Origin of the sequence: Fibrella musci (genome assembly GCF_041321105.1) — a bacterium.
Lineage (GTDB): Bacteria > Bacteroidota > Bacteroidia > Cytophagales > Spirosomataceae > Fibrella > Fibrella musci.
In genome coordinates this window covers 145,646-170,210 of sequence record NZ_JBGGWD010000004.1, presented here as the reverse complement: position 1 = coordinate 170,210, position 24,565 = coordinate 145,646, and the positions used below count along the sequence as shown (strand labels likewise).

The window sequence follows — 24,565 nt, the reverse complement described above, 5'->3', positions numbered from 1 at the left end:
CGTTACAGGCAAAATCAGGCGCTGGTCGGCGTATCTTTATGGGCTGGGGGTATGTGCACTTGTATCAAATCCCTTGCCAGTTTGGCCAGTAGCATCGAGTATATTTACTGGAAGTGACTTTCTCATGAGTGAAACGGCAACAAATACACTATTTTCCTACTCGACTACCGAAGAAATCACCGTCTTTGCCGATCTGATTCTGCCGATCCCCGTGCCACGTTTGTTTACGTACCGGGTCAAACGGGATATGGCCGAGGCGATCAAGGTGGGCGCGCGGGTGATTGTGCCCTTCGGGAAAAGCCGGGTCATCACGGCCGTGGTAGCCAAGCTGCACAACCAGCCACCCCAGAACTACCAGGCTCGTTACATCCTCGAACTGCTCGACGAATACCCGCTTGTTACGGGCTATCAGTTGCAGCTATTCGACTGGATGTCAACCTACTATATGTGTTGCATCGGTGAAGTGCTCAACGTGGCGTTGCCGTCGGGTCTGAAGATCACGAGCCAGTCGAAGGTGCAGTTCAACCCCGATTTCGATTATCCTGAACTGCTCAATGAACAGGAGTCGGCGCTGCTTGAGCAACTGAAAAAGCATCCGTCGCTGAGTTACGAAGAGCTGGGTCGGCTGGCTGGTGAGGTGAACGTACCCACGCTGATCAAATCGCTGGTCGACAAGCGGGCGGTCATTGTGTTCGACGAGGTGAAAGAAAAATACGTACCCAAGATGGTACGCAAAGTAAAACTGCACCCCAACTACGAGCAGCCTGAACAATTGCTGGCGCTGCTGCAACGGCTCGACAAACTCCCGAAGCAACAGGAAGTGGTCATGCGTTACCTGCGGCACGTACCCATGCAACGCAACCCGGCACTCAATAAGAACGGGCTCGACAAAACCATCCTGAATCAGGACGACGAACTGTCACAATCGTCGCTGGGTACGTTGATCAAGAACGAAGTATTCCTGACGTTCGAGGTCATCCAGCCGCGTTTTGCCGATACGTTTTCGCCGCAGAAAGAAATCAAGCTGACGCCCGCCCAGCAAACCGCCGCCGACAGCATCATGGCGCAGTTTAGCGAAAAAGACATCGTGCTGTTTCACGGCATCACGGGCAGCGGCAAAACTGAAGTCTACATCGATCTAGTGCAGAAGGTGCTGGCGAGCGGCTCGCAGGTGCTGTATCTGCTGCCCGAAATCGCGCTGACGACCCAGATTGTGGTGCGCCTGCAAAAAGTGTTTGGCGATAAAATGGGCATTTACCACTCCAAATTTTCCGACAACGAACGCGTGGAAGTCTGGAAAGGCATCGTGTCGGGGCAGTTTCAGTTTGTGGTGGGCGTGCGATCAGCGGTGTTTTTGCCGTTCGACAACCTCGGCCTGGTGATCGTAGACGAAGAGCACGAAACCTCTTACAAACAGCACGACCCGGCTCCGCGCTACCACGCCCGCGACGTGGCCATGATGATGGCGCAGTGGCAGCAGGCCAAAGTGTTACTCGGCTCGGCCACGCCCAGCATCGAGACCTACTACCAGGCCAAGCAGGGGCGTTACGGGCATGTCGAACTGTTTCAGCGGTATGGCGACGCCAATCTGCCGTTTATCGCGCTGGTCGATGTGAAGCGCGAACGGAAGCAGAAGACGATGAAGAACGAGTTTTCGTCGGTATTGTATGAAGCCCTGGCCGACAATCTGGAGCGGAAACAGCAGAGCATTCTGTTTCAGAATCGGCGCGGTTACTCGCCCTACCTGCAATGTGAAGACTGCGAATGGACGAGTCAGTGCCTCAACTGCGCCGTCAGCCTGACCTACCACATGCGGGCCGCTGAACTGCGCTGCCATTACTGCGGCCACAAAGAAGCCGTGCCCAAGGTGTGCCCCACCTGTGGCTCCACGAAGGTGAAGACGGTAGGCTATGGCACTGAGAAACTCGAAGATCAGTTGCAGATCATGTTTCCCGAGGCCCGCATTCAGCGCATGGACCTCGACACCACCCGCGCCAAAAACGCCTATCAGCAGATTATCAGCGAGTTTGAGGCGGGTAAGGTCGATATTCTGGTCGGGACGCAGATGATCACCAAGGGACTCGACTTCGACAACGTGAGTCTCGTGGGTATTTTCGACGCCGACCGGATTATCCACTTCCCCGAATTCAGGGCGACCGAGCGGGCGTTTCAGATGATCACGCAGGTGTCGGGTCGGGCCGGGCGCCGGGCCGACCGGCAGGGGCGGGTACTGATTCAAACCGGCAACCCCACGCAGCCGGTGCTGCAAAAAGTGATCGACAACGATTACTTCGGTCTCTATGAAGACGAGATCGTGGAACGGCGCGATTTCAACTACCCGCCTTTCTCCCGACTCATCAAACTCACCGTGCGCCACACCGATCAACGCATCAGCAAACGCGCCGCCGACCGCCTTCGCGCCGAACTGGCTGAAAAGCTGGGCGATGAGCGCGTGCTGGGGCCCGAAGAGCCACTGGTCGAACGCATCCGCAACCAGTTTCTCTACGACATTCTGGTCAAGCTCGAAAAAGACAAGATCAACGTCAAGGCCGTCAAAGCCTTTATTCAGGAGCGCATCACCGACATCCTCACCGACAAAGGCCTCCGTCAGGTCAGCATCGTGATTGATGTGGATTGCCTGTGATTTTGCTTAACTTGTTACAATCAACAGTAATTTTCTACAGCCATGATACTATCAGACGATGAACTAGACTTTTTGGAACAACAAATTCCTGAACTAGCTGAATTGGCTACCCGAAGGGCATTTTGGCAGACGCTGGCTTCGGGCGATCATGCTGTAGTGGCCGAAGACGGACTAATAGTTGAGGTGAGCCCTGATGGCACCCGGAAGGTTTTAAAAACAATCGAAAAACCTCAACATATCGTGCAGCGGCAGTTTATTATCCCGAGACATGACTAGGCGTCTGCGCATGTTTGCTGGTCCTAACGGATCGGGAAAGAGTACTGTAAAAACAGACATTCCGGCCTCTTTTTTAGGAACGTACCTGAATCCAGATGAGATTGAACGGCTGGTGAGGCAGGATGGCTTTTATGATCTGGCTGGTGTAAGCTTATCGGTAGAAGAGCAGGAAATTGTCAGCTTTTTCGACGCGCATCCACTGACCAGAAAAGCTGGACAGCAGCAAAGTAGCGTCGTAGGTGTAGATGAGGCTGCTGGGCGGATCTATTTCGTCGCTGAGCGATTTAATTCGTATACCAGTGCTATACTAACCGACTTCCTGCGCCAAAAACTTATTCAGACTGGGCACTCCTTCACATTTGAGACGGTGATGTCGTCGGCCGACAAACTGCAAACGCTACAAAAGGCGCAGCAGGAAGGGTTTCGCACGTACCTGTATTACGTCGCAACAGAAGACCCTCTAATCAACGTTGCCCGTATTCAGCATCGAGTGCGTACAGGCGGGCATCCAGTTCCTACTGACAAAGTAATTGAACGGTATCATCGATCGCTGAATCTGCTCCTTGATGCCATTCGCCTAACAAACAGGGCGTACATATTTGATAACTCCGGCTCATCAAGGGTTTGGGTAGCCGAGGTTACGGAGGGCACCTCAATACAACTACAGACAGACTCTACACCAGGTTGGTTTGTGAAGGCTGTGTTGGATAAACTTTCGTAGCTATCAGCCCTACTCGACAACCAGCCATAGCATGCTTTCGGGGGCGATGTCGACGGTGAGGGTCGCTTCGCGTTGACGGTTAAGGCGATAGAGTTGGGGCTTGCCCTCGCCAACGCGAATCCGGGCGGAGTCGATCAGGCCGGCGTAATAAAGGGGCAACCGAATAGTGCGGCGAATGGGCTCTTTCAACGGATTAAACAGCACAGCCAGCCCTTTTTGTGGCAACCGTGGGTTCACGTGCAACATCCCGTCCCAGTCGCGACCGTCGGGGCGGCGCAGGTGAATCAGGTCGGAGTTGAGGATGGCGCGGTACGTTTTATACCAGTCGATGACCTGCCTGACGGCCGTTTTGGTCGCGTCGGTATCGTACAGGCGTGGCCCCCGGTAGCAGGCCTGCGCGCCCGTACCATAGTTCTGTAACATCAGCGCCTTGTAGTCGGCGAGGTGTTCCGACAGCGGTTCGATAGTTGCCGCACTGCCACCGCCCTGATATTGGGTCAAGGGGACAAACATCCAGCCCATCGAGGGCGTCTTTTCCCAGGTTCCATCGAAAATATGCTGCCGCCCGTGAACGATCTGCTCGGCGCGGGGCAGCGAGAAATTAACCTCCCGGTAGCCCATCGCGATTTTATGCGTGCCATCCAGAAAATACCAGTCGGGCGCGTTGATATATACGCCGCGTTCGTTGAGCCAGCGGTAAAAGCTCTTCTGCATGTCTAGCTGCTGCCATTGGCTATCGGCGAGGCCTTTATGGCCGGGGTGGCTGGTCGACGCGCACACATCGCCGGGGTAGGGACCGTCGTGTTCGAGCACATCGAAGCCGGTTTCCGTGATAAACGTTTTCAGCTTTTGCAGGTAGGCAATGCCCCACGGGCTACCCAGACAGGCTGCGGCCCCAAACTGCGCCCCTTTGTCGGGTAGGCCGGTTTTCGGATCGATAACGTCGTCGGCATCGCTGATCCGGCGGCTGCTGAAGAGCGAGTACCCACCCAGCCGGATGCCCTTACTATGGGCGTAATCGACCAGCTTTTTGAACTTCTGAATATTGACGGCCGACGTATCTTCCATGTTGAGCCCGCTGCCAAAGCTCAGGATGATCATCTCGTAACCGGTGGCGGCGCACTGATCGACCATAGCACGTACCTGCGCCGGGTTGGTGCTGATGAGGTGCATGAAAATGGGATTCTCAGTGGCCCACGGGACAATGGTGCGGTACATACGCCGTTGCGCCAATCCATTGCGTTCGCGGTCGTATGAGTCGAGCAGTAGTTCGTGGGTACGTATGGAGGTGTAGGTCTCGCCCGGAGACAGCGACACGCCCGGCCCGATGGGCGGGTGCACTTCCAGCAGGCAGGGCGTCTGATACTCATAATTGACCTGCGAGCGGTACAGGCTGTCGGTTTTCCAGTGCGTTGTCTGATCCGACAGGTTTGCCTTCATGGCGTTGTTGAACGCGTAGTTGCTCTCAACATATAATCGGGCGGGCGTCTTCATCTGATCGGGTCGGCCCACCACCGCCGATTCTTCTTCCGGCACGGCCAGTATTTCGTTGACCACACCATCGAGCGTCAGCGTCGTGTTGCCCCGATTCTCGATTGTCAACCACTTGGCCACCAGGGGCAGGCCGTCATACAGACCGTAATGCACCGTCACGCTTACACCCGGCAGGTTAGCATGCGTATAAGTAAACGACAGCGTTTTGCCGGTGGGCTGATTCGGGTTCAACGCCCAGAAACGGGGTTTCCAGTTCAGGTAAGGTTTTAGCTCAGTAACCTGTACCTGCTGAAGCTGGAAATCGGCGGCGTTGGCGGTCAGCGTCGGAATCCAGTCTTCACGCAGGTAAGCGTGCAGCGATTGTCCATACAGCCCACCCACAGCGTACGATTGGCCGTTAATGGTCAGTCGGGCCTCGGGGCGTACCGAGCGCACAAACTGTTCGCCCGTTCCCAGATGTTTTAGCGACACCGTAGCCACGTTGGGCGCGATCCGAAACCGGCGCAGTAGCAGCCCGTTGCTGAGGTACAGGTCGTTGCCGTCGGCAGAGCGGTAGACCTGCGCCGATGCACGTATCGACTTCACCAGCCAATCGCCTTCGACGGGCTTCTCGCCCGGCCATAATGGCAACTGACCAACGGGTTGGCCGTAAACGGTTTTTCCAAAACCAAGAAACAGCAGGCCGGCTAATAGCCAGTAAGGGTAACGTCGGGGCATAGGCGTGAATGAGGTTGCCCCAAAAAGCATCCTGCCAACGCCAGACTACTCGTACTAAGCGGGCATTGCCTACATGCAGCGAAGGGTATAAAAAGGCAGGCTATCACGCCCTGTTGTAGCCTGCCTTTTTATACCCTTCGGGATCAATCGTACTACTCAACCATTACCCCTGTTTCAACAGGGCCAGCGGTAAGCTACCCGCGAACAGGTCGGTTAGTTGTATCGACGGGCTGCTGACGGGTTTACTGCTTAACGCATCCGTCCATTTGCTGTTGTCGGGAAGCGTTACTCGCGTATCCTGCCAGTCGAGCGCAAGTGGATCAGCCGTGCCGGTTTGGTTGGCCAGGCGGGCCAGGTGCAGTGGCACGACGACAACGTACCCAGCCGTGTCGGTTTGGCGGGCGAACGCCAGTACATACTCGCGATACGTACCCTCCACGGTGAGGGGAACGTACCCAGCCGAGGCCCAAAAATCCGGATTTTCGCGGCGTTCGGTCAGTAGCTTGTGCGTCAGCCAGAGTTTGATCTGCCCTGTACGGCGGCTTTCCCAGAGGGCATCGGGCTGAGGCGCTCCCTCGCCCTGAAGCGCGTTCAGCATCTGGGTACGTTGTTCATAGTTGACCGCCCGCCGGTTGTCGGGATCTACGAGACTCATATCGAACAGTTCGCAGCCCTGATAGACGTCGGGCATACCGGGCGTCGTGAATTTCAGCAGCACCTGCGCCAGTGAATTGACAATCCCGAAATCGGCAATGCGGTCGAAGAACCGGGCAAATTCGGGCCAGAACGCACCATTTTTGTCGAGCAGGCTATCGATGTAGGCATAGCAGGCGTCCATATAACCGCGGTTGGGCTTGACCCAACTTGTGTGCCGCTTGGCCTCCTGAAACGACTTCGTGACGTAATCGTGCAGCCGACGCGGGAAGTCGTCTTCGTCGTCCCAGGCGGTTGAGCCTTCCTCATACGGATAAGCACCCACCAGCGTTTGCAGGATGAAATACGCATCGTTGGGGTCAGGTTGGTTGGCGGGTCGGTTCGCGGCGGTCTGGTCGAGCCAGCGTTGGGCCGTTTGAGGCCATTCGTCGCCTAGCGCCGTCAGCACATTGAGGCGGGCGCGTACGTCTTCGCCCCGTTTGGTATCGTGGGTCGAGGTGCCGTTCATCGCCAGCGGCCATTGCGCCTGCCGGTCCTGCATGGCTCGGTGAAAGGCGTCGACATCCATACCAAACGCCTCCGCCGAATCGCCCACTTCGTTATGACCGATGAATCGGAAATAAGTGTAGAGCAGTGTATCCTCCACGCCTTTCGCCATCAGCGGCCCCGTGAATTGCATGCACCGCTGGTAGAACCGCAGGGCGCGGGCGTTGTACTCCGCATCGCCTTCGAGCGGTTTTTGCAGCCAGATTTCGTCCAGCAAATCGACCGACGCACCAAACTCGACGGTCCGCTCGCGCACAGCAGTCAGCAATTGACGCACGGCCCCGGCTTCGTCGGCCGACAGCGGAAACTGGTTGCCATAGAACCGATACACGGGGCATTGCACCAGCAATTCGGCCAGCGTCAGCAAAAACATCGTGTCGTTGATCGTCGCCATGCGCTCGGTTGATACCAACTGCTGGTTGTAGAAGAGCTTGTACAGGTTGGCCAGTTCGCCACCCATATCATGATACAGAATATAGGCTTTCCGGCTGAGCATCTGATCGTGTACCGACGTGGCGTTGCCCACCAGTTGCTGGTAAAACTTGGTAAACGCCGCCTCACTCGTTGCGTCGGTCAGTACGTTGTTCACCAGCGCCAGGTAGTCGTACCCACTGCTCCCCTGAATGGGCCAGTTAGGCAGGTTTTCGCCCGGTTCCAGAATCTTTTCGACCACGATATACGGATCGTCGCCCATCGCCCGGCGCAGGTTGTCGAGGTAACCGGCGGGGTCGAACAGGCCATCGACGTGATCGACGCGCAGGCCCTGAAAGGTGCCGTCGTCGACCAGTTCCTGAATAAGTGAGTGGACATGCTCGAACACTTCGGGGCGTTCCACCGCCAGACATAATAGGCCGTTGACCGTGAAAAACCGCCGGAAGTTGATGCGCCGCCGTGTTTCGTCGCCATCGCACAGCCGGTAGTGCTGATCCTCGGTGAGCGCGTGCAGTTCATCGACCGATTGGTTGATGGTCGCCAACCGATAGTCGACGTAGGCACGTACCTCGGCGTTGTCGTCCATCAGTGCGGCCAGTTCCAGCCGGGCGGCGTCCCAGGCTGCGGCGGCGGTAGTATGCTCCTCGGCCGTCGAGTGGGCGCGGCGAGCTTCGGGCTGCGCGTGCTGCCCCTGCGTGGCTACATTGCCTTCGAAAACGGTTGGGTGCGTCGGCTCAGGTACGTACAACCCGTCGATCTGATCGAGCCATTGGGCGAGCGCTGCCGGTACATTGGCCGGCTCAACCGTCGTACCGACGGGCGTGGTCAGCACGTGCGCATAGGTGTGCGGTGCCAGCGGAAAATGGTTTTCGTAGTAGGCGAGCACCAGTCGCTGATGCTGGTAGGCGACCTGCAACTCACCCCCGGCAATAATGTCTTTGAGCGGTTTACCCAGAAACGGCGCCATCAGCGTGCCGCTAAACAGCTCATTGGTGCCGGGAATATCGAAATAGCCCGCGTAGACCGACTGCTGTCCTTTTTCCAGCACATCCGTCACCCAGGGGTTGGCGGGATGGTAGGCGAGGTGATTCGGCACAATGTCCTGCACCCAACCCATACCCCGGTCGCGGAGCCAGCGGCTCAGGTCACGAAGTTGAGCCACCGTGCCGATTTCGGGATTGATCCGCTGCGGGTCGATGCCATCGTAGCCGTGCGTACTGCCAGGCGTGGCGGCGAGAGTCGGCGCAGCATAGATGGTGGTTACGCCCAGTTGGTGCAAATAGTCGAGCTGCTGTTGCAGGTCAGCAAAGGTAAAGCCGGCATGCAATTGCATGCGGTAGGTCGAAACAGGATTATACATAACGTGGTGTGACCCCACCCCCAGCCCCTCCCCTGAAAGCAGGGGAAGGGAGTTTTGGCTTCGCCTTCTCCGAAGGATCAACGCAGCGGAGCTCCCCCCTCCCCTTTTTTAAGGGGAGGGGCCGGGGGTGGGGTAGTAATTCTTATCTTTAACCAGTAAAGCCGACCGTAGTTGTATGAAACTTTTTCTACTGCCCATTCTAGCCTTATTCTGCTGTGGGACAGCCCCGCTGCGCCAGCCTGAAACAACCGCGAAACCGACACGTACCTGCACGACCTCGGCCGATCCGCGCATGCACCTGTACGACGATCTCGACCTGGAACTACTGGGCCTGAATCGGCGGGCGTATGAGTTGGGCGTGACCGGCATGCAGTACGTAAACAAGCCCAAACCGCTGTTGCTGCTGGCCGATATGACGCAGCCTTCCGTCAACAAACGGCTGTACGTGATCGACGTAGCGAACCGGAAACTGCTGTTCCAAACCTACGTGGCGCACGGGCAGGGGTCAGGTACGTTGCGGCCCCGCCAGTTTTCCAACGTAGCGTCGTCGATGCAGTCGAGTCTGGGTTTTTACCGAACGATGGGCCGTTACTGGGGCAAACACGGGTTGTCGCTGAAACTAAAAGGGCTGGAGCCGGGCATCAACGACCGTGTGTTTGACCGAAACATTGTCTTGCACGGTGCTGCCTACGTATGCGAAGACACCATCCGTTACACGGGTATGCTGGGGCGAAGCCAGGGATGCCCCGCCGTGCCCGACGCCCTCTCGACGCCCATCATCAAGACTGTAGAAGGCGGGGCCACGCTGTTTGTGTATTATCCCGACAGCCGGTATCTGGCTACGTCGTCGTTTATCAATGGAAAACGTGAGCCCGTAACGGTAGCGAGCCGGTAACACGTTAATTTCATGCATTTAATGCCAGCTTCGATAGGAAACTTCACCCCCTCCCTGCTTTTAATTTAATAGCAACCGGAAGCCAATGCGGCTTTTCCGAACGTACCTAACTTTCATGATCAATAAATCATTTATTGCGGCTGGCGCTTTCTGGGCCTGCGTGTGCCTGCTGGCAACCCCTACATGGGCTCAAACGCAGTCTGTTGAGGCCAGTAAACCGCTCGTACTGACCACGCAGTCTGCCGATTTTCTGCTGCAATTCGACTGGATGCCGACGAACGGCGCCAACCCCATGCTCACCCTGTCGAACGGACAGGCAATTCCCCTCCAAAACAGTAAGGTGGGTAAACTGCCCGGCCTGTGGCAAACGGTATCGCTGAGTTACCAGGCAGCCCGCAAAGGCATGCCCCCCATGCTCAATAAATTGCTGATCAACGGCGTAACGGTGCAGGAAGGCGCCAACCTGATTGCCGGTAAAGCGAGTGGCCAACCCGTGCAGCTAACGGTCGCCAGTGGGTCGGCCACGGTACGCAACGTGGTGGTTCGCCCCCTCGCCGACCGCTCCGTAGCCAGCTGGGCGGGTCCCGTGACCTACAAGCTATACAAGGGTAGCTTTGAAAACCGGGCCGAACTCGACAACCAGAAACCCATGAAGACCGACACCGATGCGGGCATCAACTACAACGTGTCGTACGGGCAGTCGGGGCGCTTTACGATCCTCTTCGACGGCAAACTGAACGTACCTGCGGCCGGCGATTATATCCTCGACCTGCAAATGGGTGGTGTCGCTGGCGTTTGGGTCGACGGTAAGCCGGTAATTCAGATGACCTACCGCGATCTGGTCGATCCGGTATCGCAGCCGATTAATCTCGCCGCTGGCACCCACGACGTACAGGTGGCCTTTGCGCGCTCGTGGCCAGCTCCGGGGTTAGGGTTATTCATCAGCCAGCCCGACACGCGCCCCCAGGCGCTGCACGTGAGCGGGTCGCTGCCCGAAGTAACGCCCATCAGCACGATGCTGGCCCAACCCGAACCCCGCCCCACGCTGATCCGGTCGTTTGTGCAGATGCCCGGCGAGGTGTCTAAACGGACCCACGCTCTGTCGGTAGGGAGTCAGACGGGCATGCACTACAGCGTCGATCTGAACCAGATGGCGCTGCTGATGGCCTGGAAAGGCAACTTTGCCGACGTAACGCAAATGTGGTACGAACGCGGCGAACCGCAGTTGCTCCAATCGGCCGGTACGACGGTTCGCCCCGCTCCCCGCACGGCCCTGGCCCCGCTGGCGAGCAATACCGCTGCCTGGCCCGATAGCCTGGGCACCAATGTATTGCAGTATACGGGGCTGGTGCTCGACAAAGAGGGTAATCCCGCCGCCGAATACACGCTGGCTGGCACGACAGTACGTGATCAAATCCGCGCCTCGGCCAACGCCCTCGCCCGCACGCTGACGATCAACGGTGCATCTTCGTCGCCGCTCTACTGCCGCTTGGCAGCCAGCAAGAACATTGAGGAAGTAGACAAGGGACTGTATGCCATTGACGACCGCAGCTATTTTGTGCGCCTTGACCCCAAAGCGCCCGTGTCGATTCGGCAGAGTGGCGGGAAGCAGGAACTGGTGATGCCTGTGGCGCTCAAAAATGGCAACGCCACCATTAGTTATTCCCTCGAATTTTAAGATGGAGCCCCTCACCTGGTCTGAGTTTGAGCGCGTCGATATGCGAGTCGGGACAATCCTGTCGGCGGAAGTCTTTCCGCAGGCCCGCAAACCCGCCTACAAGCTCACCATCGACTTCGGCCCGGAGATCGGCACCAAACGAACTTCGGCGCAGATTACCCGGCTTTACCAGCCCGAAACTCTCGTAGGGCAGCAGGTGGTGGCGGTTGTCAATTTTCCGCCGAAGCAGATTGGCCCGTTTATGAGTGAATGCCTCGTGCTGGGCAGTGTAGCGCCCGACAATACTGTTACCTTATTATCAACCACCCATCCCGCCGAAAACGGCCTGCGGATCGGGTAACTTCTTCTTAACCCTATAAGGTTTCAAAAACCTTGTAAGTTTAAGGATTTGACAATCAAAACTATATGAAAAAGCTCGCGCTTTCGCTGATTGCTCTTTCACTGATTCACACGGTAACGCTGGCGCAGAAACCAGCCAGCGAAGACGATTACTACCGCATCGTGACCCTGCCCGTTCCCGAAGGTGTCGCGCTCGAAGTGGGCGGCATGACCTCACTGCCCGACGGGCGGCTGGCCGTAAGTACCCGGCGGGGTGAGGTCTGGTTTATTGGTAACCCCTATATGCAGGGGAGCCGCCAGCCCACCTTCAAACGCTTTGCCACCGGTCTCCACGAGCCGCTCGGCTTGCTCTACCGTACGGTTGGCCCCCACAAAGGCGAACTCTTTGCCACGCAACGCGGCGAAGTGACCCGGCTGATTGACACCGATGGCGACGACATTGCCGATGAGTACCGCTCGTTTTACAAGTGGCCGCTCTCGGGAAACTACCACCAGTACAGCTACGGCCCGCTGCCACTGCCCGATGGCGATATGGTGATCACGCTTAACGTCGACTGGATCGGGAAAGGCGGTAGCCTCTCGAAATGGCGCGGCTGGATGCTGCGGCTGAACGATAAAGGCGAAATGACCCCCTGGGCCACGGGCCTGCGCTCACCGGCGGGCTTCATGGCCCTACGCGATGGCAGCATCTTCTACGCCGAAAACCAGGGCGACTGGGTCGGGTCGGGTCGGGTAACGCACCTCGAGAAAGGCGACTTTGCGGGTAACCCCGCCGGCCTGCGCTGGAGTGGTGAAGAAGGTTCGCCGCTGAGCCTCAAACCCGAGGACGTACCCAGCACGGGCAAACCCATGCACGAGGTAGCCAAAACGGTGAAGAACCTGAAGGTGCCTGCCGTGTGGTTCCCGCATACGCTGATGGGCATCTCGACCTCCGACATGCGCGAAGACACCACCAACGGCGCGTTTGGGCCCTTTGCCGGGCAGGTGTTTGTGGGCGACCAGGGCCACAGCAAGATCATGCGGATGACGCTCGAAAAAGTAAATGGCAAGTGGCAGGGCGCCTGTTTCCCGTTCCGCGAGGGCTTCCAGTCGGGGATTCTGCGGATGCTATGGGGGCAGGACGGCTCCATGTTCGTGGGTATGACCAGCCGCGGTTGGGCCGCTACGGGCAAGTCGCCGTTTGGGGTGCAGCGCCTCGTCTGGACGGGTAAAACGCCGTTCGAGATGAAGACGATCAGCTCGCGGCCCGATGGATTCGAGATTGCCTTCACCATGCCCGTCGATCGCAAAACGGGTGAAGATCCGGCGAGCTACAGCCTCAACAGCTTCACGTACAAGTATCACAGCACCTACGGCAGCCCCATCGAAGATGCCCGCACCGTACCCATCCGGGGTGTCATTCTGAGCGCCGACGGCCTCTCGGCCCGGCTAGTCGCCGACACCACGCTGCGCGAAGGCTATATCCACGAAGTGAAAGCCGAGGGCGTCAAATCGGCCACGGGTAGCTTGTCGCTGCTGCACAACACAGGCTACTACACGCTCAACGCCATTGCCCCCGGCGAACGGGCTAACGTACCGGCACGCATGGTGGCTTCGGCTAGCGCTGCGCCAATGGCCCACGACCACGCGGCCATGATGGCCAGCACCACACCCGCTGCCAGCACGAAGAGCAGCAAAGCCACGGGGAAGGCTGGCAAAGTCGCTGGTACAGCCATCACGCCAACCAAAAAGACGGTAGCCGCCGTAGCGGCCAAGCGCACCACCGAGCAGCCCACCGACTGGACCAACGGCCCCGATCAGACGATCAGTATCGGTACGAAACCGGGCCTGAAATTCGATACCGAGCAGGTGGAGGTGAAAGCGGGTAGCCGCATCAAATGGGTCTTCAACAACAATGACGACATGCTCCACAACTGCGTGATTGTGAAGCCGGGTACGTCGGCGGCGGTGGGCGATGCCGCTCTAAGGCTGAACCTCAACGGCGCGAAGCTCAACTACGTACCCAACTCGCCGAACGTGTTGTACCATACGAATATCCTGCAACCCGAATCGGCGGAGAGCATCTATTTCACAGCCCCCACCGAACCGGGCGACTACCAGTTCGTCTGCACCTTCCCCGGTCACTCGATGTTCATGGTGGGTACGTTGCGGGTTGTGAAATAACGTTATCAACGGTACTTAATCGATTAGGCTACGGCCTTTATAAACAATTGGCGTAATGGCATTCCTTCGTCGGTACGGGATGGCATTACGCCAATCTTAGTAAACGCCCAATATTCAACCCGTCCCCTGCTGCTGCAAAGTCAGGCACCCGACCGACCAACTGACCTGAAACGTCCTTCTTTACTAACCAAGTTCTATTATTATTGACTTTGATGTTTGTTTGCCTCAACGAAGGTTCATCCCCGCTCTTTACTTAGCGTCATTGCTTTTCGAATTGTAGCTATCACCCGCGCTTGTTATCTCTGCTTGCAAAAGCACCCGATTCAGTCAACAGACAGCTAGTCGGCAACGTACAAGATTACCAATGAAGCTGGCATCAGACAGAAAGCCTTGTAGCACCTCATTAAGTACCCGCAACTACTTTTAGTAGAATAAAGCATTGTCACTTATAAGGTTACACTCACCCTCTTATATTTACCTTCATTTACTTTTATCTGCCGTTTAGCCACCTGCGTCCTTCACCTTGATTCGGTCATTTCATCAGAGCCACAGGGGGCTTTAACAATCGCCGACCTGCGTGTTATCTAAATGCCACACAACGTAGGTACCCACCTGACTTATCACTTTATTGTATACCGCACCATGAACAGTACATCGTCAATAATCCCAGAACGCCAGGCAGGGCCTCGGAGACACAAACTGCCCTTTGCCTGGGTTGTCTTCAGCATTTTATTAGTTGCTGGTTTTGCGTCGACATCGCCAGGTCAGACCATACGAACTATAGCCGGATCAACTCCTGTGGCGAACGGCGGTCCGGCTACAGACCTGAATTTGTCGGGCGTAATGGCAGTTGCCGTCGATTCGTACCACAACCTATACATTGCCGGCAGTGGCTGGAATGGCGTTCTTAAAGTTGATCCGAATGGCATAGCGACAAACATACCAACGTCTTACTATGTCAAGTCACTAGCCAGCGACACAAACGGAAATATCTTCTTCGGATTAATCAGCGGGGTTATTCAGAAACGGGCACCCAACGGTACCATTACCACGCTTGTAACAGGCGGTCCTTTTTCGTCTCCTTCTGGCTTGGCGGTAGATGGGCTGGGCACCATTTATGTGTCGGATGAAGCAGCCCGTACTATTCATAAGATAGCTCCCAACGGCACCATCACCCGAGTGGCCGGAACCGGCGGGCTGGGTAGTTCAGGCGATGGAGGTCCGGCCCTGAATGCCACGTTCAACTACCCACAAGGGGTGGCTATTGACTCATTTGGCAATATCTATGTGGCCGATTTCAACAATAGCCGTGTTCGGAAAATCGATCTGAATGGCATTATAACTACGATTGCTGGGACAGGTGTGGAAGGCAGTGGTGGTGATGGCGGCCTAGCTACGAGTGCCCAGTTGAATAAGCCGGTCGGGTTGGCGTTTGATCCGGCTGGTAACCTGCACATTAGTGATGCAAATAGCCTCAAAGTGCGCAAAATCAGTCAGGGTGGTACGATCTCTACTGTAGCGGGTACAGGCGCAAACGGATTTAGCGGTGATGGTGGTCCGGCACTAAACGCCGCATTAGACCGGCCTTTTGGACTCGCATTTGACCAGAACGGGAGTTATTATTTTGCCGACATCTACAACAAGCGCGTCCGGCGAGTAGATGGCAACGGCCTTATCAACTCTGTTGCCGGTGGTGGCCCCCTGGTCTTTAGCGGCGATGGCGGCCCCGCTGTATCGGCCCGATTGAACAGACCCGCGGCGGTAGTAGTAGATCGTCAGGGTAACAAATACATTGCTGATACAGAAAATCAACGGCTTCGAAAAATAAACGCCAACGGCACCATCTCAACGATCGCCGGGAATGGCGTCGAGAATCCGATGGGTACCGGCGATGGCGGCCTGGCCGTGAATGCCGCCCTGTACAGACCTAATGATGTGGCATTGGATAGCCGGGGGACCATTTATATCTGCACGGGTAATCTGATACGCCGTGTAACGCCCGATGGCATCATCTCAACGTTTGCGGGTAACAATTCTGCCGGATTCAGCGGTGACGGCGGGCCGGCTACCAATGCGAGCCTGAATGCCCCGGCAGGAATCGCAATCGATAAATATGACAACGTATTTATCGCTGATTTAGGCAACTTCAGAATTCGTAAGGTTACGCCAAATGGGCTTATTACCACGATTGCGGGCAATGGCTCACCTGGGCCCACTAGAGGCGGTGGCGGTGATGGCGGGCCGGCCTCGCAGGCCTCTGTCTGTCCCTACAGGGTAGCCGTCGACAGTGCGGGAACTGTCTACTTTTCTCACGTGTATAGTTTTCGGTTTGAAAACACACACCGTATCCGAAAGATAGGTGTCGATGGGATCATCAATACGGTGGCAGGCACTGCTAGTGCCAATGGTGGCTTTAGTGGTGATGGTGGCCCTGCCTTGGACGCTAAGCTTTTTCAACCGCAAGGCTTGGTTGTCAATCAGGCAGGCGAGGTCTTTTTTGCCGACAAATCAAATCACCGTATCAGAAAGATCTCACCTCAGGGCATTATTAATACCGTTGCCGGTACTACCGCCGGGTTAGGTGGTGATGGCGGCCTCGCTATCAACGCCGCCCTGAACGCTCCATCGGATGTGGCCGGCGACCCATCGGGCGTCTTATACATAGCCGACACTGACAATAATCGCATCAGACAGGTTGATCCGGAGGTGAGCATACAGGTTTTGGGATCGTCAACAATATGCTCGGGAAGTAGCGCTACTCTCGTTGCAGCGGGTGGAACAAGCTACAGTTGGTCTACAGGTGCTAGCAGCGAGTCGATCGTAGTCAACGTAGCCGGAATCTATTCTGTAACGGCCTTCAGTGGTAGCCAGCCGGTAGGAGTTGCCACCAAAACTATTTACACAGCCGGGCAATCGACAGTGAAAGCGGGAAACTGGACCGATCCAACAGTATGGTCCTGCGGACGGATTCCACAGATAACCGATCTGGTGCTATTGCAGCATACTGTATCACTGCCTACCAGCTACACGGGACAGGCCAAGCGTCTTACGATGACCGGAAATGGTAAACTCGTTTACGGGCTGTCCGCACAGGTAAGAACGGCTTTTCAGTAGGTAGGCCAGGGCACGCTGTTTGAAGTTTACAGGACAAAGCAACCTGATGCTACAGCAATTGACCTTACCTTCAGCAAGCTACTTCAATGGATGAATGGCATTTCCTTCAGGCCTACACCGCCGCCCGCATTGCCCGGGGCCGGGTTGGGCATAGCCTGCCGACACACGCCCTGCTCGATTTCCAACTCGATCACGCCCGCGCTCGTGATGCCGTCTACTCGACACTGGATACGGGCCGGCTCCTCACCGAACTCGACCGCATTCTGCCCAGACCCCTGCTGCTGCAAAGTCAGGCACCCGACCGGCCAACGTACCTGAAACGTCCCGATCAGGGTCGCCGCCTCAATGCCGACTCGTGGCTTCGGCTGCAAACGCTACCAACCCCGGCGACCCCGCCCGATCTGGCTATCGTCGTGGCCGATGGGCTGTCGGCTACAGCCATCAACACGCACGTGGTGCCCCTGCTGACTCAACTCGTTCCAGCTTTGGTGCATCTGGGCTGGTCGTTAACGCCGCTCTGTCTGGTACAGCAAGGGCGTGTGGCCGTGGCCGACGAGGTTGCCTATGCGCTCAAAGCCAACGCCACGTTGATCCTGCTAGGCGAACGTCCCGGCCTCTCCTCCCCCGACAGCCTGGGAGCGTACCTCACTTACGCCCCTCGCCCTGGCCTCACCGACGAATCGCGTAACTGCGTGTCCAACATTCGTCCCGATGGTATGCCCTACGAACTGGCCACGCAAAAACTGCTCTACCTGCTCACCGAAATGCGCAACCGCAAACTATCGGGCGTGGATTTAAAAGACGAGATGGGCCTGTTGGGCGACTAAGCACCCGTACAACGTAGAAAGTCCACTGGCCAAGGGGATGTTAGTTAACATCCCCCCTTGGCCAGTGGACTTTCTACGTTGTACCTCTATTGCCTATTCCATCAGGAACGGGTAATCGGCCTGCATGTATACGTCTTTGAACGCTTCTTCAGCAGGCGGGTAGGGCGACTCTTCGGCAAACTTCACCGATTCGTCTACTCGCGCTTTGATGTTGGCGTCGATCGCGGCGATTTCTTCTTCTGTGGCAAAGCCTTCTTTCAGAATCGTCGCCTTCACGTTTTCGATCGGGTCGCGCTGCTTGTACTGCTCGACTTCGTCTTTGCTGCGGTACTTCTGCGGATCAGACATCGAGTGCCCCCGATACCGATATGTACGGAACTCCAGGAAGGTAGGGCCCTCACCGGCACGGGCGCGCTCAGCAGCGCGGCTCACGGCCTCGTGTACGGCTTCCACACTCATCGCATCGACCGGCTCCGACGGCATATCGTAGCTTTCGCCGATGGTGTAGAGTTCCGTCACGTTTGAGGTGCGGGCTACCGACGTACCCATGGCGTAACCGTTGTTTTCAACCACAAAAATCACAGGCAGTTTCCACAGCATCGCCATGTTGAACGCCTCGTGGAGTGCCCCCTGCCGCACGGCGCCGTCGCCGAAGAAACAGATGCAGAGGTTACCCGTTTTGTTGTATTTCTCGGCGAAGGCGATACCTGCCCCCATCGGAATCTGCGCACCCACGATACCGTGACCACCCACAAAATTCACTTCCTTGTCGAAGATGTGCATCGACCCGCCCTTGCCCTTCGATGAGCCCGTTTGCTTGGCAAACAGTTCGGCCATGACGGCGTTGGGGCTGCTACCCAACGCGAGCGGAATACCGTGATCGCGGTAGGCGGTGATCCACTTATCGTCTTTAGTCAGGGCCGAGTAAGATCCCGACGAACAGGCTTCCTGCCCAATGTACAGGTGGCAAAAGCCCTTAATCTTCTGCTGTCCGTAGAGCTGCCCTGCTTTTTCTTCAAACTTCCGCTGAAGCTGCATCGACTCGTACCAATAGAGGTAACGCTCTTTGGGGTGCCGCGTTTTGGCCGGTGCCTTGCCGTTACTTTTGGTAGCAGACGCTTTGTCTTTGACAGTTGCCATTGTGTATACTGTAAGTAGAGAGGTAATTGCCCTATGACGGCCACCCGCCAACGGGAGAACAAAGGCGATGTATCTTTGTTGCTGCTATAAGGCAAATTGCCTGCAAAAGTACAAATAAGATGGGAACGCGGATGAAACAGATTGAACGGATTAGCACAGATTAGTTATTCTGGCCGACGAACGAATCCACCAGACATCAAAAAGCTGGGCCAATCCCTTCCATCCGTTTCATCCGCGTTCCCATCAGCACCCCATGCACCTCGACAAACTGAGCCTGACAAACTTTAAGAATTACGAAGATGCTCTCTTCACGTTTAGTCATCAGGTGAATGTGATCGTGGGGCCAAATGGCAGCGGCAAGACCAACCTGCTCGACGCCATCTACTTTCTGGCCCTGTCGAAAAGTGCGTTCCAGACCATCGACGCGCTGAGCGTTACGCACGACGAAGATTTTTTTATCCTCGACGGCATCTTCGTCAAACACGACCGGCCCACGCAAATCACCATCAGCCTGCAAAAGGGGCAACGTAAGGTGATTCTGGCCGATAAGAAGCCCTACGAAAAAATCAGCGAGCACATTGGCCGCTTCCCGGTGGTGCTGATGGCCCCCAACGATACCGATCTGGTGCGCGAACACAGCGAGGACCGCCGTCAGTTTGTCGACGGCGTGCTCTCACAACTCGACATCGACTACCTCCAGGATTACCTCCAGTACCAATATGTGCTGAAGCAGCGCAACAGCCTGCTCAAACTCTTCGCCGAACGCCGCGCCGTCGACCACGATCTGCTCGACACCTACGACCAGCCCCTGCTCTACATCGGGCAGCGCATTTTCGACCGCCGGAAGCGGTTTGTGGCCGATTTCCTGCCCAGTGTACAGGCCCATTATACGTACCTGAGCGAAGGCCGTGAAGCCGTCGATATCGTGTACGACTCCGACCTGAACAAGCTGGGTTTCGAGGATCTGTTTGTGCAGAACCGCAGCCGCGACGTAGCCATGCAGCGCACTACGATGGGCGTTCACCGCGACGATTTCGAGTTTCTGATCGATGGCGTAGCCCTCAAGCGATTTGGGTCGCAGGGGCAGCAAAAGACGTTTGTGATCGCTCTCAAGCTCGCCCAGTTCGACTTGCTGCTGGCCGACAAACAGACGCGCCCAATTCTGTTGCTCGACGATATTTTCGACAAACTCGACGATGGCCGCATCGGTAAGCTCATCGAGCGCATCAGCGACGGTACCTTCGGCCAGTTGTTCATCACCGACGCCCGCCCCGAACGTACCCAGCAATTCCTGGCCAACGTACCCGCCGATGTTCGCTTCTTTAGGGTGGAGAAGGGCGTTTAGAGTTTAAGGTTTAACGTTTGATGTTAGCTGCGCTAGATCAGAACGCGTAAGCCAACGTCAAACCTTAGACACCAAACTTGAAACCGTCAACATCAAGCCGTTATTTCAATCCGATTCTGCTCGGGGTCCAGCACGACGCTTTCGTAGTAGCCATCGCCGGTACGGCGGGGTTCGCCAACGATGGTAAACCCATCAGCCCGCATCCGTTCGGTCAGGCCATCGACGGCGGCTTCGCTACCTATGGATATGGCAAAATGAATCAGGCCTGAGAATTGGGCATGCGCATCGTTCAGCGAGTCGGGAATGCCCGGTTTGTGCATCAGTTCAAGGCGGGCACCACCGTCGGGAAACGACAAAAAATAAGAGGAGAACCCGGTTCGGGGATTCACATATTTTTCGTTGGCCGTAGCGGCGAAATACGTCTCGTAAAAGCTCCGCATCGCTTCCAGATCACGAACCCAGATGGCCAGATGGTCAATCGTCATGGGGCAAAGGTCGGCGATCGGGGGCACTCGCCGTTCGCTCTGATTGACCAAAGGTGGTGATGTATAAACGCATTGACTAACTTGCCATTCATACAGACACACAAACCTATGTCACTCGAAGAACGAATAAACAGGCTGGAAGACCGAATCGCCGAGTTGCTGATTTCGCAGGCCACGCTTAATGATCGGTACGACGATGTGCTCAATCGGGTCGCCGAACTGGAAGTTACCAACGAGCAGCTACGCCACCAGATGGCCACCCTGACGGCCTACCTCGATCTGCAACCCGATCAGATCGACGCCGAGCCGGATCAGTTTGGCATGTCTAAATGGCTCAAACAGGTCGTTAAACGGCGCATCAATTAACGTTTCAATTACCACCTCCCACCTACCCTTTCACCCTACGCTTGTATGTCGTCGCGACGCCTCGTTTTGTCCGTTGGTGAGCTGCTGGCCGATTTTCTGGGCCAAACCTTTACCGAAAGCCTGCTCGATGCGGCTGATTTCACCCGCTTTCAGGGCGGATCGCCCGCCAACATGGCCGCCAACATGGCCCGGCTGGGCAACGCTTCGGCGCTGATTGCCTCGGTGGGCGACGACAATCTGGGCCAGTTTCTGGTACAGGAAGTAGCTAAGACGGGCATCGACACAAGCCACATTACGACCGACGCTACCGAGCCGACGAGCATCGTAGTGGTGTCACGTACCCGCGCTACGCCCGACTTCATCGCCTACCGCACCGCCGACCGGCTCATCCGGCCCGAGCACCTGCCCGACAGCTTGCTGGCGCAGGCGGCGCTGTTTCATACGACCTGCTTTGCCCTTAGCCGCGAACCCGCGCAGTCGACCATTGTCGATGCCGCCCGGCGCGCCGCTGCTATGGGGGTGCAGGTCAGTATCGACGCCAACTACGCGCCCAGCATCTGGCCCGACCGGCAACAGGCCTGGCAGATACTGACTGACTACTGCGGCACCGGTGCCCTCGTGAAACTGAGCGAAGATGATGCCGCTCGTCTCTATGGCAACGTACCTGGCGAGACGACCCACGAGCAGATCCTAGCCGATTTCCACCGAATGGGAGCTCGGCTCGTTTGCCTCACGCTGGGTGCCGACGGCAGCCTCGTTTCGTCGGATCATGGTGCTACGGTGGTGCGGGTACCGGGTCAGCCGCTCACGGTTGTGGATGCGACCGGTGCGGGCGACGCCTATTGGGCCGGTTTCCTGACGGCCTGGCTCGACGGCAACGTACCTACAGCCTGCGCGCAGGCGGGGGCCAACCTGGCCGCCCTTAAACTCACTCGTAAAGGGCCATTGCCCGCCCAGGTAGAGCGAAGTGTACTCTACAGCTAGCGCGGTTGAGTGACCATCGAGCAGCTAATCCAGGAAAGCCGGTAAGGCGCAAACAGCCAAGTCTCGCCGTCCAGCACGCAGCCATCGGTCTGTACGGATCGCTGGCCGGGTCGTTTTTGCTCGAACACCGCTCGTTCCTGGTTATACCGCGCCTGGTAAGCTGCTGATGTAGCTTCTATAGCGGGCGAAAGCCCCCCTTCCCGAACCAGATAATAATGAGCGACCAGCCAGTAGCTCTTTTCGGCGACGCCATTACGGCGCTGGGGTGTCCATTGCCCATTTAAAGAACGTATCGACTGCCCAATGTCGGCCAAGTAAGCAACGGGCAATGCCGTATCGTCGTCGGCCACTACGCCCACCGTATCCAGTTCGCCCGTTTCGGTCAGCCTGAACCTGGCTGTCATCCGAACACCACCCGTCTTATAGCGGTACGCCCCGGCTTTTAGCCGATTGACCGCATATACGGCTCCCTGTCCATTGGTCAGGCTGGGGGGCGTAATTGCCGACTGTGCCTGAGCGAAGACGGTGCAGAGCAGCAGAAAGGTCAACAGACAGAACCGGTTCAGGGTATCACTAGTCGTCATTGGCGATACGAACGTTGCTTAGTAGTGAGCAATATATCGCTTTTGGGCAAATGGGCAACTTAACGTGGAAATGGCCTACTATTTGCTATTATCTTTGGTATACAGCCTGATACGACACGTTAACCGGGCGGCGCTTTGCCCAACCGTAATGCCTCTTTTAGATCCTTACACCGTCCCGCTAACCCGGGAGACGGCGGCTCATCTATTGCGCCGGGCTACGTTTGGCCCCACCAAAGCAGAGATTACGTCGCTGGTGGGCAAAACCGCTGCACAGGCTGTTCAGACGCTGATCAGCAACATTAATTACACCCCGCCGCCGCCTGTCGAGATGGATGAGAATTACCCGGCGGCTGGGCAGCCTTATCTCAACGGGCCGTTCAACGGGGGGCGTAACTTTCAGTTTGGCTATTTCATCAAATACTGGTGGCTGGGTCTGATGACCCAGCAAACGAACACGCCCAACCTGATCGACAAGCTGACGATGTTCTGGCAAAACCACTTCGTCACGACCCGCGCTACGGTGGATGATTACCGCTTCGTCGATCGATACATCCGGCTGCTGCGTACCAACGCACTCGGCAATTTCCGAAGCCTGCTCATCGCCGTGACCAAAGACCCGGCCATGCTGCGCTACCTTAATGGCAACGAAAACAAAGCCAGCAGTCCCAACGAAAACTACGCCCGTGAGCTTCAGGAGCTGTTTACCTGCGGGGCGGTCGATTTTGCCGGGAATAAAAACTACACCGAAGACGACGTGAAAGCCGCCGCCCGGGTGCTCACCGGCTGGAGCTACACCAACCACTGGATCGAGGGTTCCACCTCGTTCACGACGGTGTTTACGCCTGCCGAGCACGATAGCACCAACAAAACCTTTTCGGCCAAATACAACAACACCGTCATCACGGGCCGAACGGGGGCTACAGCGGGCGATTTGGAGCTAGACGATCTGGTGACAATGCTGCTCAACCATCCACAGACAGCCAAATTCATCTGCCGGAAACTTTTTCGCTGGTATGTCAACCCACACGTTACGCAGACAATCGAGGACACCGTGATTGCCCCGCTGGCTACCTTCTTTGCTTCGGCGGCCAACAACTGGGACATTCAGCCGGTGGTGGTGAAACTGCTTACGAGCCAGCTCTTTTTCGACGCCAGCAACCGGGGCGCCATCGTTAAATCACCGGCCGATCTACTGGCGGGTTCGCTTCGTTTTTTTGAGCAGCCGGTGCCCGTGATCGCCACCGACTACGTGGCCTTTCGCCGGCTGATGGAGTTTGTACAGTGGCGGATGGAACAACTACAGATGGATACCCTTGATCAGCCGACGGTGTTTGGTTACGAGCCATTTTACCAAACAGGTTTCTCTAAAAACTGGATCAACACCAACACGGTAGCCCAGCGCAATGAGTTTACCGACGCGCTTATCTGGCGATGGTACGAAGTCAAACCGGGCTACAACCTCGGCATCGACGTGCTTACGTGGGCGCGGTCGCTTCAGCCCGACTTCAGCAACGTCTACAACGCTACTACCAACCCGACTGGCACGCCGCCCATTACCTGCGAACAGGTGTTGGCTGCTTTCACGGCCGATATGTTCGTGTTTGAGCTACCCCAGACCCGAAAAGATTTCCTGATCGACACGATGATGATGCAGAGCCTTCCGCGTACGTCCTGGCTGTTTGAGTGGAATGCCTATCGCAGCAACCCCACACATCCGGCTAACGCCAACACCGTTACCTGGCGGCTCCAACTGCTGATGCGCTACGCCCTGCGCCTGGCCGAGTACCACGTTTGTTAATTG

General features: G+C 56.6%; 17 protein-coding genes and 1 pseudogene. 13 read left to right on the top strand and 5 right to left on the bottom strand.

Annotated elements, in window-relative coordinates; genetic code table 11:
- Nucleotides 1-124: 124 nt before the first annotated feature.
- Genes priA through ACAW74_RS13845 form a run of 3 tightly spaced genes read left to right on the top strand, consistent with a single transcriptional unit; the run spans nt 125 to nt 3,641 of the window.
- Nucleotides 125-2,644: a replication restart helicase PriA gene (gene priA, locus ACAW74_RS13855; protein ID WP_370698801.1), complete on the top strand. Its 2,520-nt coding sequence runs from the start codon at nt 125-127 to the stop codon at nt 2,642-2,644.
- 42 nt (nt 2,645-2,686) lie between these two features.
- Nucleotides 2,687-2,920 carry a hypothetical protein gene (locus ACAW74_RS13850; RefSeq protein ID WP_370698800.1) on the top strand — a complete coding sequence of 78 codons (234 nt, stop codon included), beginning with the start codon at nt 2,687-2,689 and terminating at the stop codon, nt 2,918-2,920.
- Nucleotides 2,913-3,641 carry an ATPase gene (locus ACAW74_RS13845; RefSeq protein WP_370698799.1) on the top strand — a complete coding sequence of 243 codons (729 nt, stop codon included), beginning with the start codon at nt 2,913-2,915 and terminating at the stop codon, nt 3,639-3,641. Before ACAW74_RS13850 ends, ACAW74_RS13845 begins: the two co-directional genes overlap by 8 nt.
- Before the next feature lie 9 nt (nt 3,642-3,650).
- Here the strand turns inward: ACAW74_RS13845 and ACAW74_RS13840 are convergent, their stop codons facing one another.
- Both ACAW74_RS13840 and treY read right to left on the bottom strand, forming a co-directional pair.
- Entirely contained in the window at nt 3,651-5,852 is a 2,202-nt protein-coding gene (locus tag ACAW74_RS13840; RefSeq protein ID WP_370698798.1) for an alpha-galactosidase, read from the bottom strand.
- Nucleotides 5,853-6,015: 163 nt separating this feature from the next.
- A complete protein-coding gene (gene treY / locus ACAW74_RS13835) occupies nt 6,016-8,844 on the bottom strand; it encodes a malto-oligosyltrehalose synthase (RefSeq protein ID WP_370698797.1) in 2,829 nt (942 codons plus the stop codon).
- 175 nt (nt 8,845-9,019) lie between these two features.
- Between treY and ACAW74_RS13830 the strand changes: the two genes are divergently transcribed.
- The 6 genes and pseudogenes from ACAW74_RS13830 to eutC all read left to right on the top strand — a co-directional run.
- Nucleotides 9,020-9,739: a murein L,D-transpeptidase catalytic domain family protein gene (locus ACAW74_RS13830; protein ID WP_370698796.1), complete on the top strand. Its 720-nt coding sequence runs from the start codon at nt 9,020-9,022 to the stop codon at nt 9,737-9,739.
- Between the two features lie 115 nt (nt 9,740-9,854).
- Nucleotides 9,855-11,417 (top strand): hypothetical protein, encoded by a 1,563-nt coding sequence (locus ACAW74_RS13825; RefSeq protein ID WP_370698795.1) that lies wholly within the window; start codon nt 9,855-9,857, stop codon nt 11,415-11,417.
- Nucleotide 11,418: 1 nt separating this feature from the next.
- A complete protein-coding gene (locus ACAW74_RS13820; RefSeq protein WP_370698794.1) occupies nt 11,419-11,757 on the top strand; it encodes a tRNA-binding protein in 339 nt (112 codons plus the stop codon).
- A 65-nt stretch (nt 11,758-11,822) separates the two neighbouring features.
- Nucleotides 11,823-13,919 carry a plastocyanin/azurin family copper-binding protein gene (locus ACAW74_RS13815; RefSeq protein WP_370698793.1) on the top strand — a complete coding sequence of 699 codons (2,097 nt, stop codon included), beginning with the start codon at nt 11,823-11,825 and terminating at the stop codon, nt 13,917-13,919.
- Between the two features lie 642 nt (nt 13,920-14,561).
- Nucleotides 14,562-17,033 carry an NHL domain-containing protein gene (locus ACAW74_RS13810; protein ID WP_370698792.1) on the top strand — a complete coding sequence of 824 codons (2,472 nt, stop codon included), beginning with the start codon at nt 14,562-14,564 and terminating at the stop codon, nt 17,031-17,033.
- An 83-nt stretch (nt 17,034-17,116) separates the two neighbouring features.
- Nucleotides 17,117-17,860, top strand: a pseudogene (gene eutC / locus ACAW74_RS13805) (ethanolamine ammonia-lyase subunit EutC); the annotation flags it as partial.
- A 93-nt stretch (nt 17,861-17,953) separates the two neighbouring features.
- Here the strand turns inward: eutC and pdhA are convergent.
- Nucleotides 17,954-19,000: a pyruvate dehydrogenase (acetyl-transferring) E1 component subunit alpha gene (pdhA, locus tag ACAW74_RS13800; protein ID WP_370698791.1), complete on the bottom strand. Its 1,047-nt coding sequence runs from the start codon at nt 18,998-19,000 to the stop codon at nt 17,954-17,956.
- Between the two features lie 253 nt (nt 19,001-19,253).
- On the opposite strand from pdhA, the gene recF reads away from it, so the two are divergent.
- Nucleotides 19,254-20,345, top strand: a complete 1,092-nt coding sequence (gene recF / locus ACAW74_RS13795) for a DNA replication/repair protein RecF (protein WP_370698790.1) — start codon at nt 19,254-19,256, stop codon at nt 20,343-20,345.
- A gap of 92 nt (nt 20,346-20,437) precedes the next feature.
- Here recF and ACAW74_RS13790 read toward each other — a convergent pair whose 3' ends face one another.
- Complete coding sequence (locus ACAW74_RS13790; protein WP_370698789.1) at nt 20,438-20,830, bottom strand: VOC family protein; 393 nt, start codon at nt 20,828-20,830, stop codon at nt 20,438-20,440.
- Nucleotides 20,831-20,938: 108 nt separating this feature from the next.
- Between ACAW74_RS13790 and ACAW74_RS13785 the strand changes: the two genes are divergently transcribed.
- Nucleotides 20,939-21,196: a hypothetical protein gene (locus ACAW74_RS13785; RefSeq protein WP_370698788.1), complete on the top strand. Its 258-nt coding sequence runs from the start codon at nt 20,939-20,941 to the stop codon at nt 21,194-21,196.
- Between the two features lie 45 nt (nt 21,197-21,241).
- Nucleotides 21,242-22,180, top strand: coding sequence for a carbohydrate kinase family protein (locus ACAW74_RS13780; protein WP_370698787.1), 939 nt, complete (start codon nt 21,242-21,244; stop codon nt 22,178-22,180).
- Here the strand turns inward: ACAW74_RS13780 and ACAW74_RS13775 are convergent.
- Nucleotides 22,177-22,764, bottom strand: coding sequence for a hypothetical protein (locus tag ACAW74_RS13775; protein WP_370698786.1), 588 nt, complete (start codon nt 22,762-22,764; stop codon nt 22,177-22,179). The genes ACAW74_RS13780 and ACAW74_RS13775 overlap by 4 nt on opposite strands.
- 148 nt (nt 22,765-22,912) lie before the next feature.
- Between ACAW74_RS13775 and ACAW74_RS13770 the strand changes: the two genes are divergently transcribed.
- Complete coding sequence (locus tag ACAW74_RS13770; RefSeq protein WP_370698785.1) at nt 22,913-24,562, top strand: DUF1800 domain-containing protein; 1,650 nt, start codon at nt 22,913-22,915, stop codon at nt 24,560-24,562.
- The last annotated feature ends 3 nt before the right edge of the window (nt 24,563-24,565 follow it).

Coding starts and splice junctions, on each gene's coding strand:
- ACAW74_RS13830 (WP_370698796.1), top strand. CDS start 9,020: ATGAAACTTTTTCTACTGCCCATTCTAGCCTTATTCTGCTGTGGGACA.
- ACAW74_RS13775 (WP_370698786.1), bottom strand. CDS start 22,764: ATGACGACTAGTGATACCCTGAACCGGTTCTGTCTGTTGACCTTTCTG.
- priA (WP_370698801.1), top strand. CDS start 125: ATGAGTGAAACGGCAACAAATACACTATTTTCCTACTCGACTACCGAA.
- ACAW74_RS13785 (WP_370698788.1), top strand. CDS start 20,939: ATGTCACTCGAAGAACGAATAAACAGGCTGGAAGACCGAATCGCCGAG.
- ACAW74_RS13850 (WP_370698800.1), top strand. CDS start 2,687: ATGATACTATCAGACGATGAACTAGACTTTTTGGAACAACAAATTCCT.
- ACAW74_RS13825 (WP_370698795.1), top strand. CDS start 9,855: ATGATCAATAAATCATTTATTGCGGCTGGCGCTTTCTGGGCCTGCGTG.
- ACAW74_RS13820 (WP_370698794.1), top strand. CDS start 11,419: ATGGAGCCCCTCACCTGGTCTGAGTTTGAGCGCGTCGATATGCGAGTC.
- ACAW74_RS13770 (WP_370698785.1), top strand. CDS start 22,913: ATGCCTCTTTTAGATCCTTACACCGTCCCGCTAACCCGGGAGACGGCG.
- ACAW74_RS13780 (WP_370698787.1), top strand. CDS start 21,242: ATGTCGTCGCGACGCCTCGTTTTGTCCGTTGGTGAGCTGCTGGCCGAT.
- ACAW74_RS13815 (WP_370698793.1), top strand. CDS start 11,823: ATGAAAAAGCTCGCGCTTTCGCTGATTGCTCTTTCACTGATTCACACG.
- pdhA (WP_370698791.1), bottom strand. CDS start 19,000: ATGGCAACTGTCAAAGACAAAGCGTCTGCTACCAAAAGTAACGGCAAG.
- recF (WP_370698790.1), top strand. CDS start 19,254: ATGCACCTCGACAAACTGAGCCTGACAAACTTTAAGAATTACGAAGAT.
- ACAW74_RS13845 (WP_370698799.1), top strand. CDS start 2,913: ATGACTAGGCGTCTGCGCATGTTTGCTGGTCCTAACGGATCGGGAAAG.
- ACAW74_RS13810 (WP_370698792.1), top strand. CDS start 14,562: ATGAACAGTACATCGTCAATAATCCCAGAACGCCAGGCAGGGCCTCGG.
- treY (WP_370698797.1), bottom strand. CDS start 8,844: ATGTATAATCCTGTTTCGACCTACCGCATGCAATTGCATGCCGGCTTT.
- ACAW74_RS13790 (WP_370698789.1), bottom strand. CDS start 20,830: ATGACGATTGACCATCTGGCCATCTGGGTTCGTGATCTGGAAGCGATG.
- ACAW74_RS13840 (WP_370698798.1), bottom strand. CDS start 5,852: ATGCCCCGACGTTACCCTTACTGGCTATTAGCCGGCCTGCTGTTTCTT.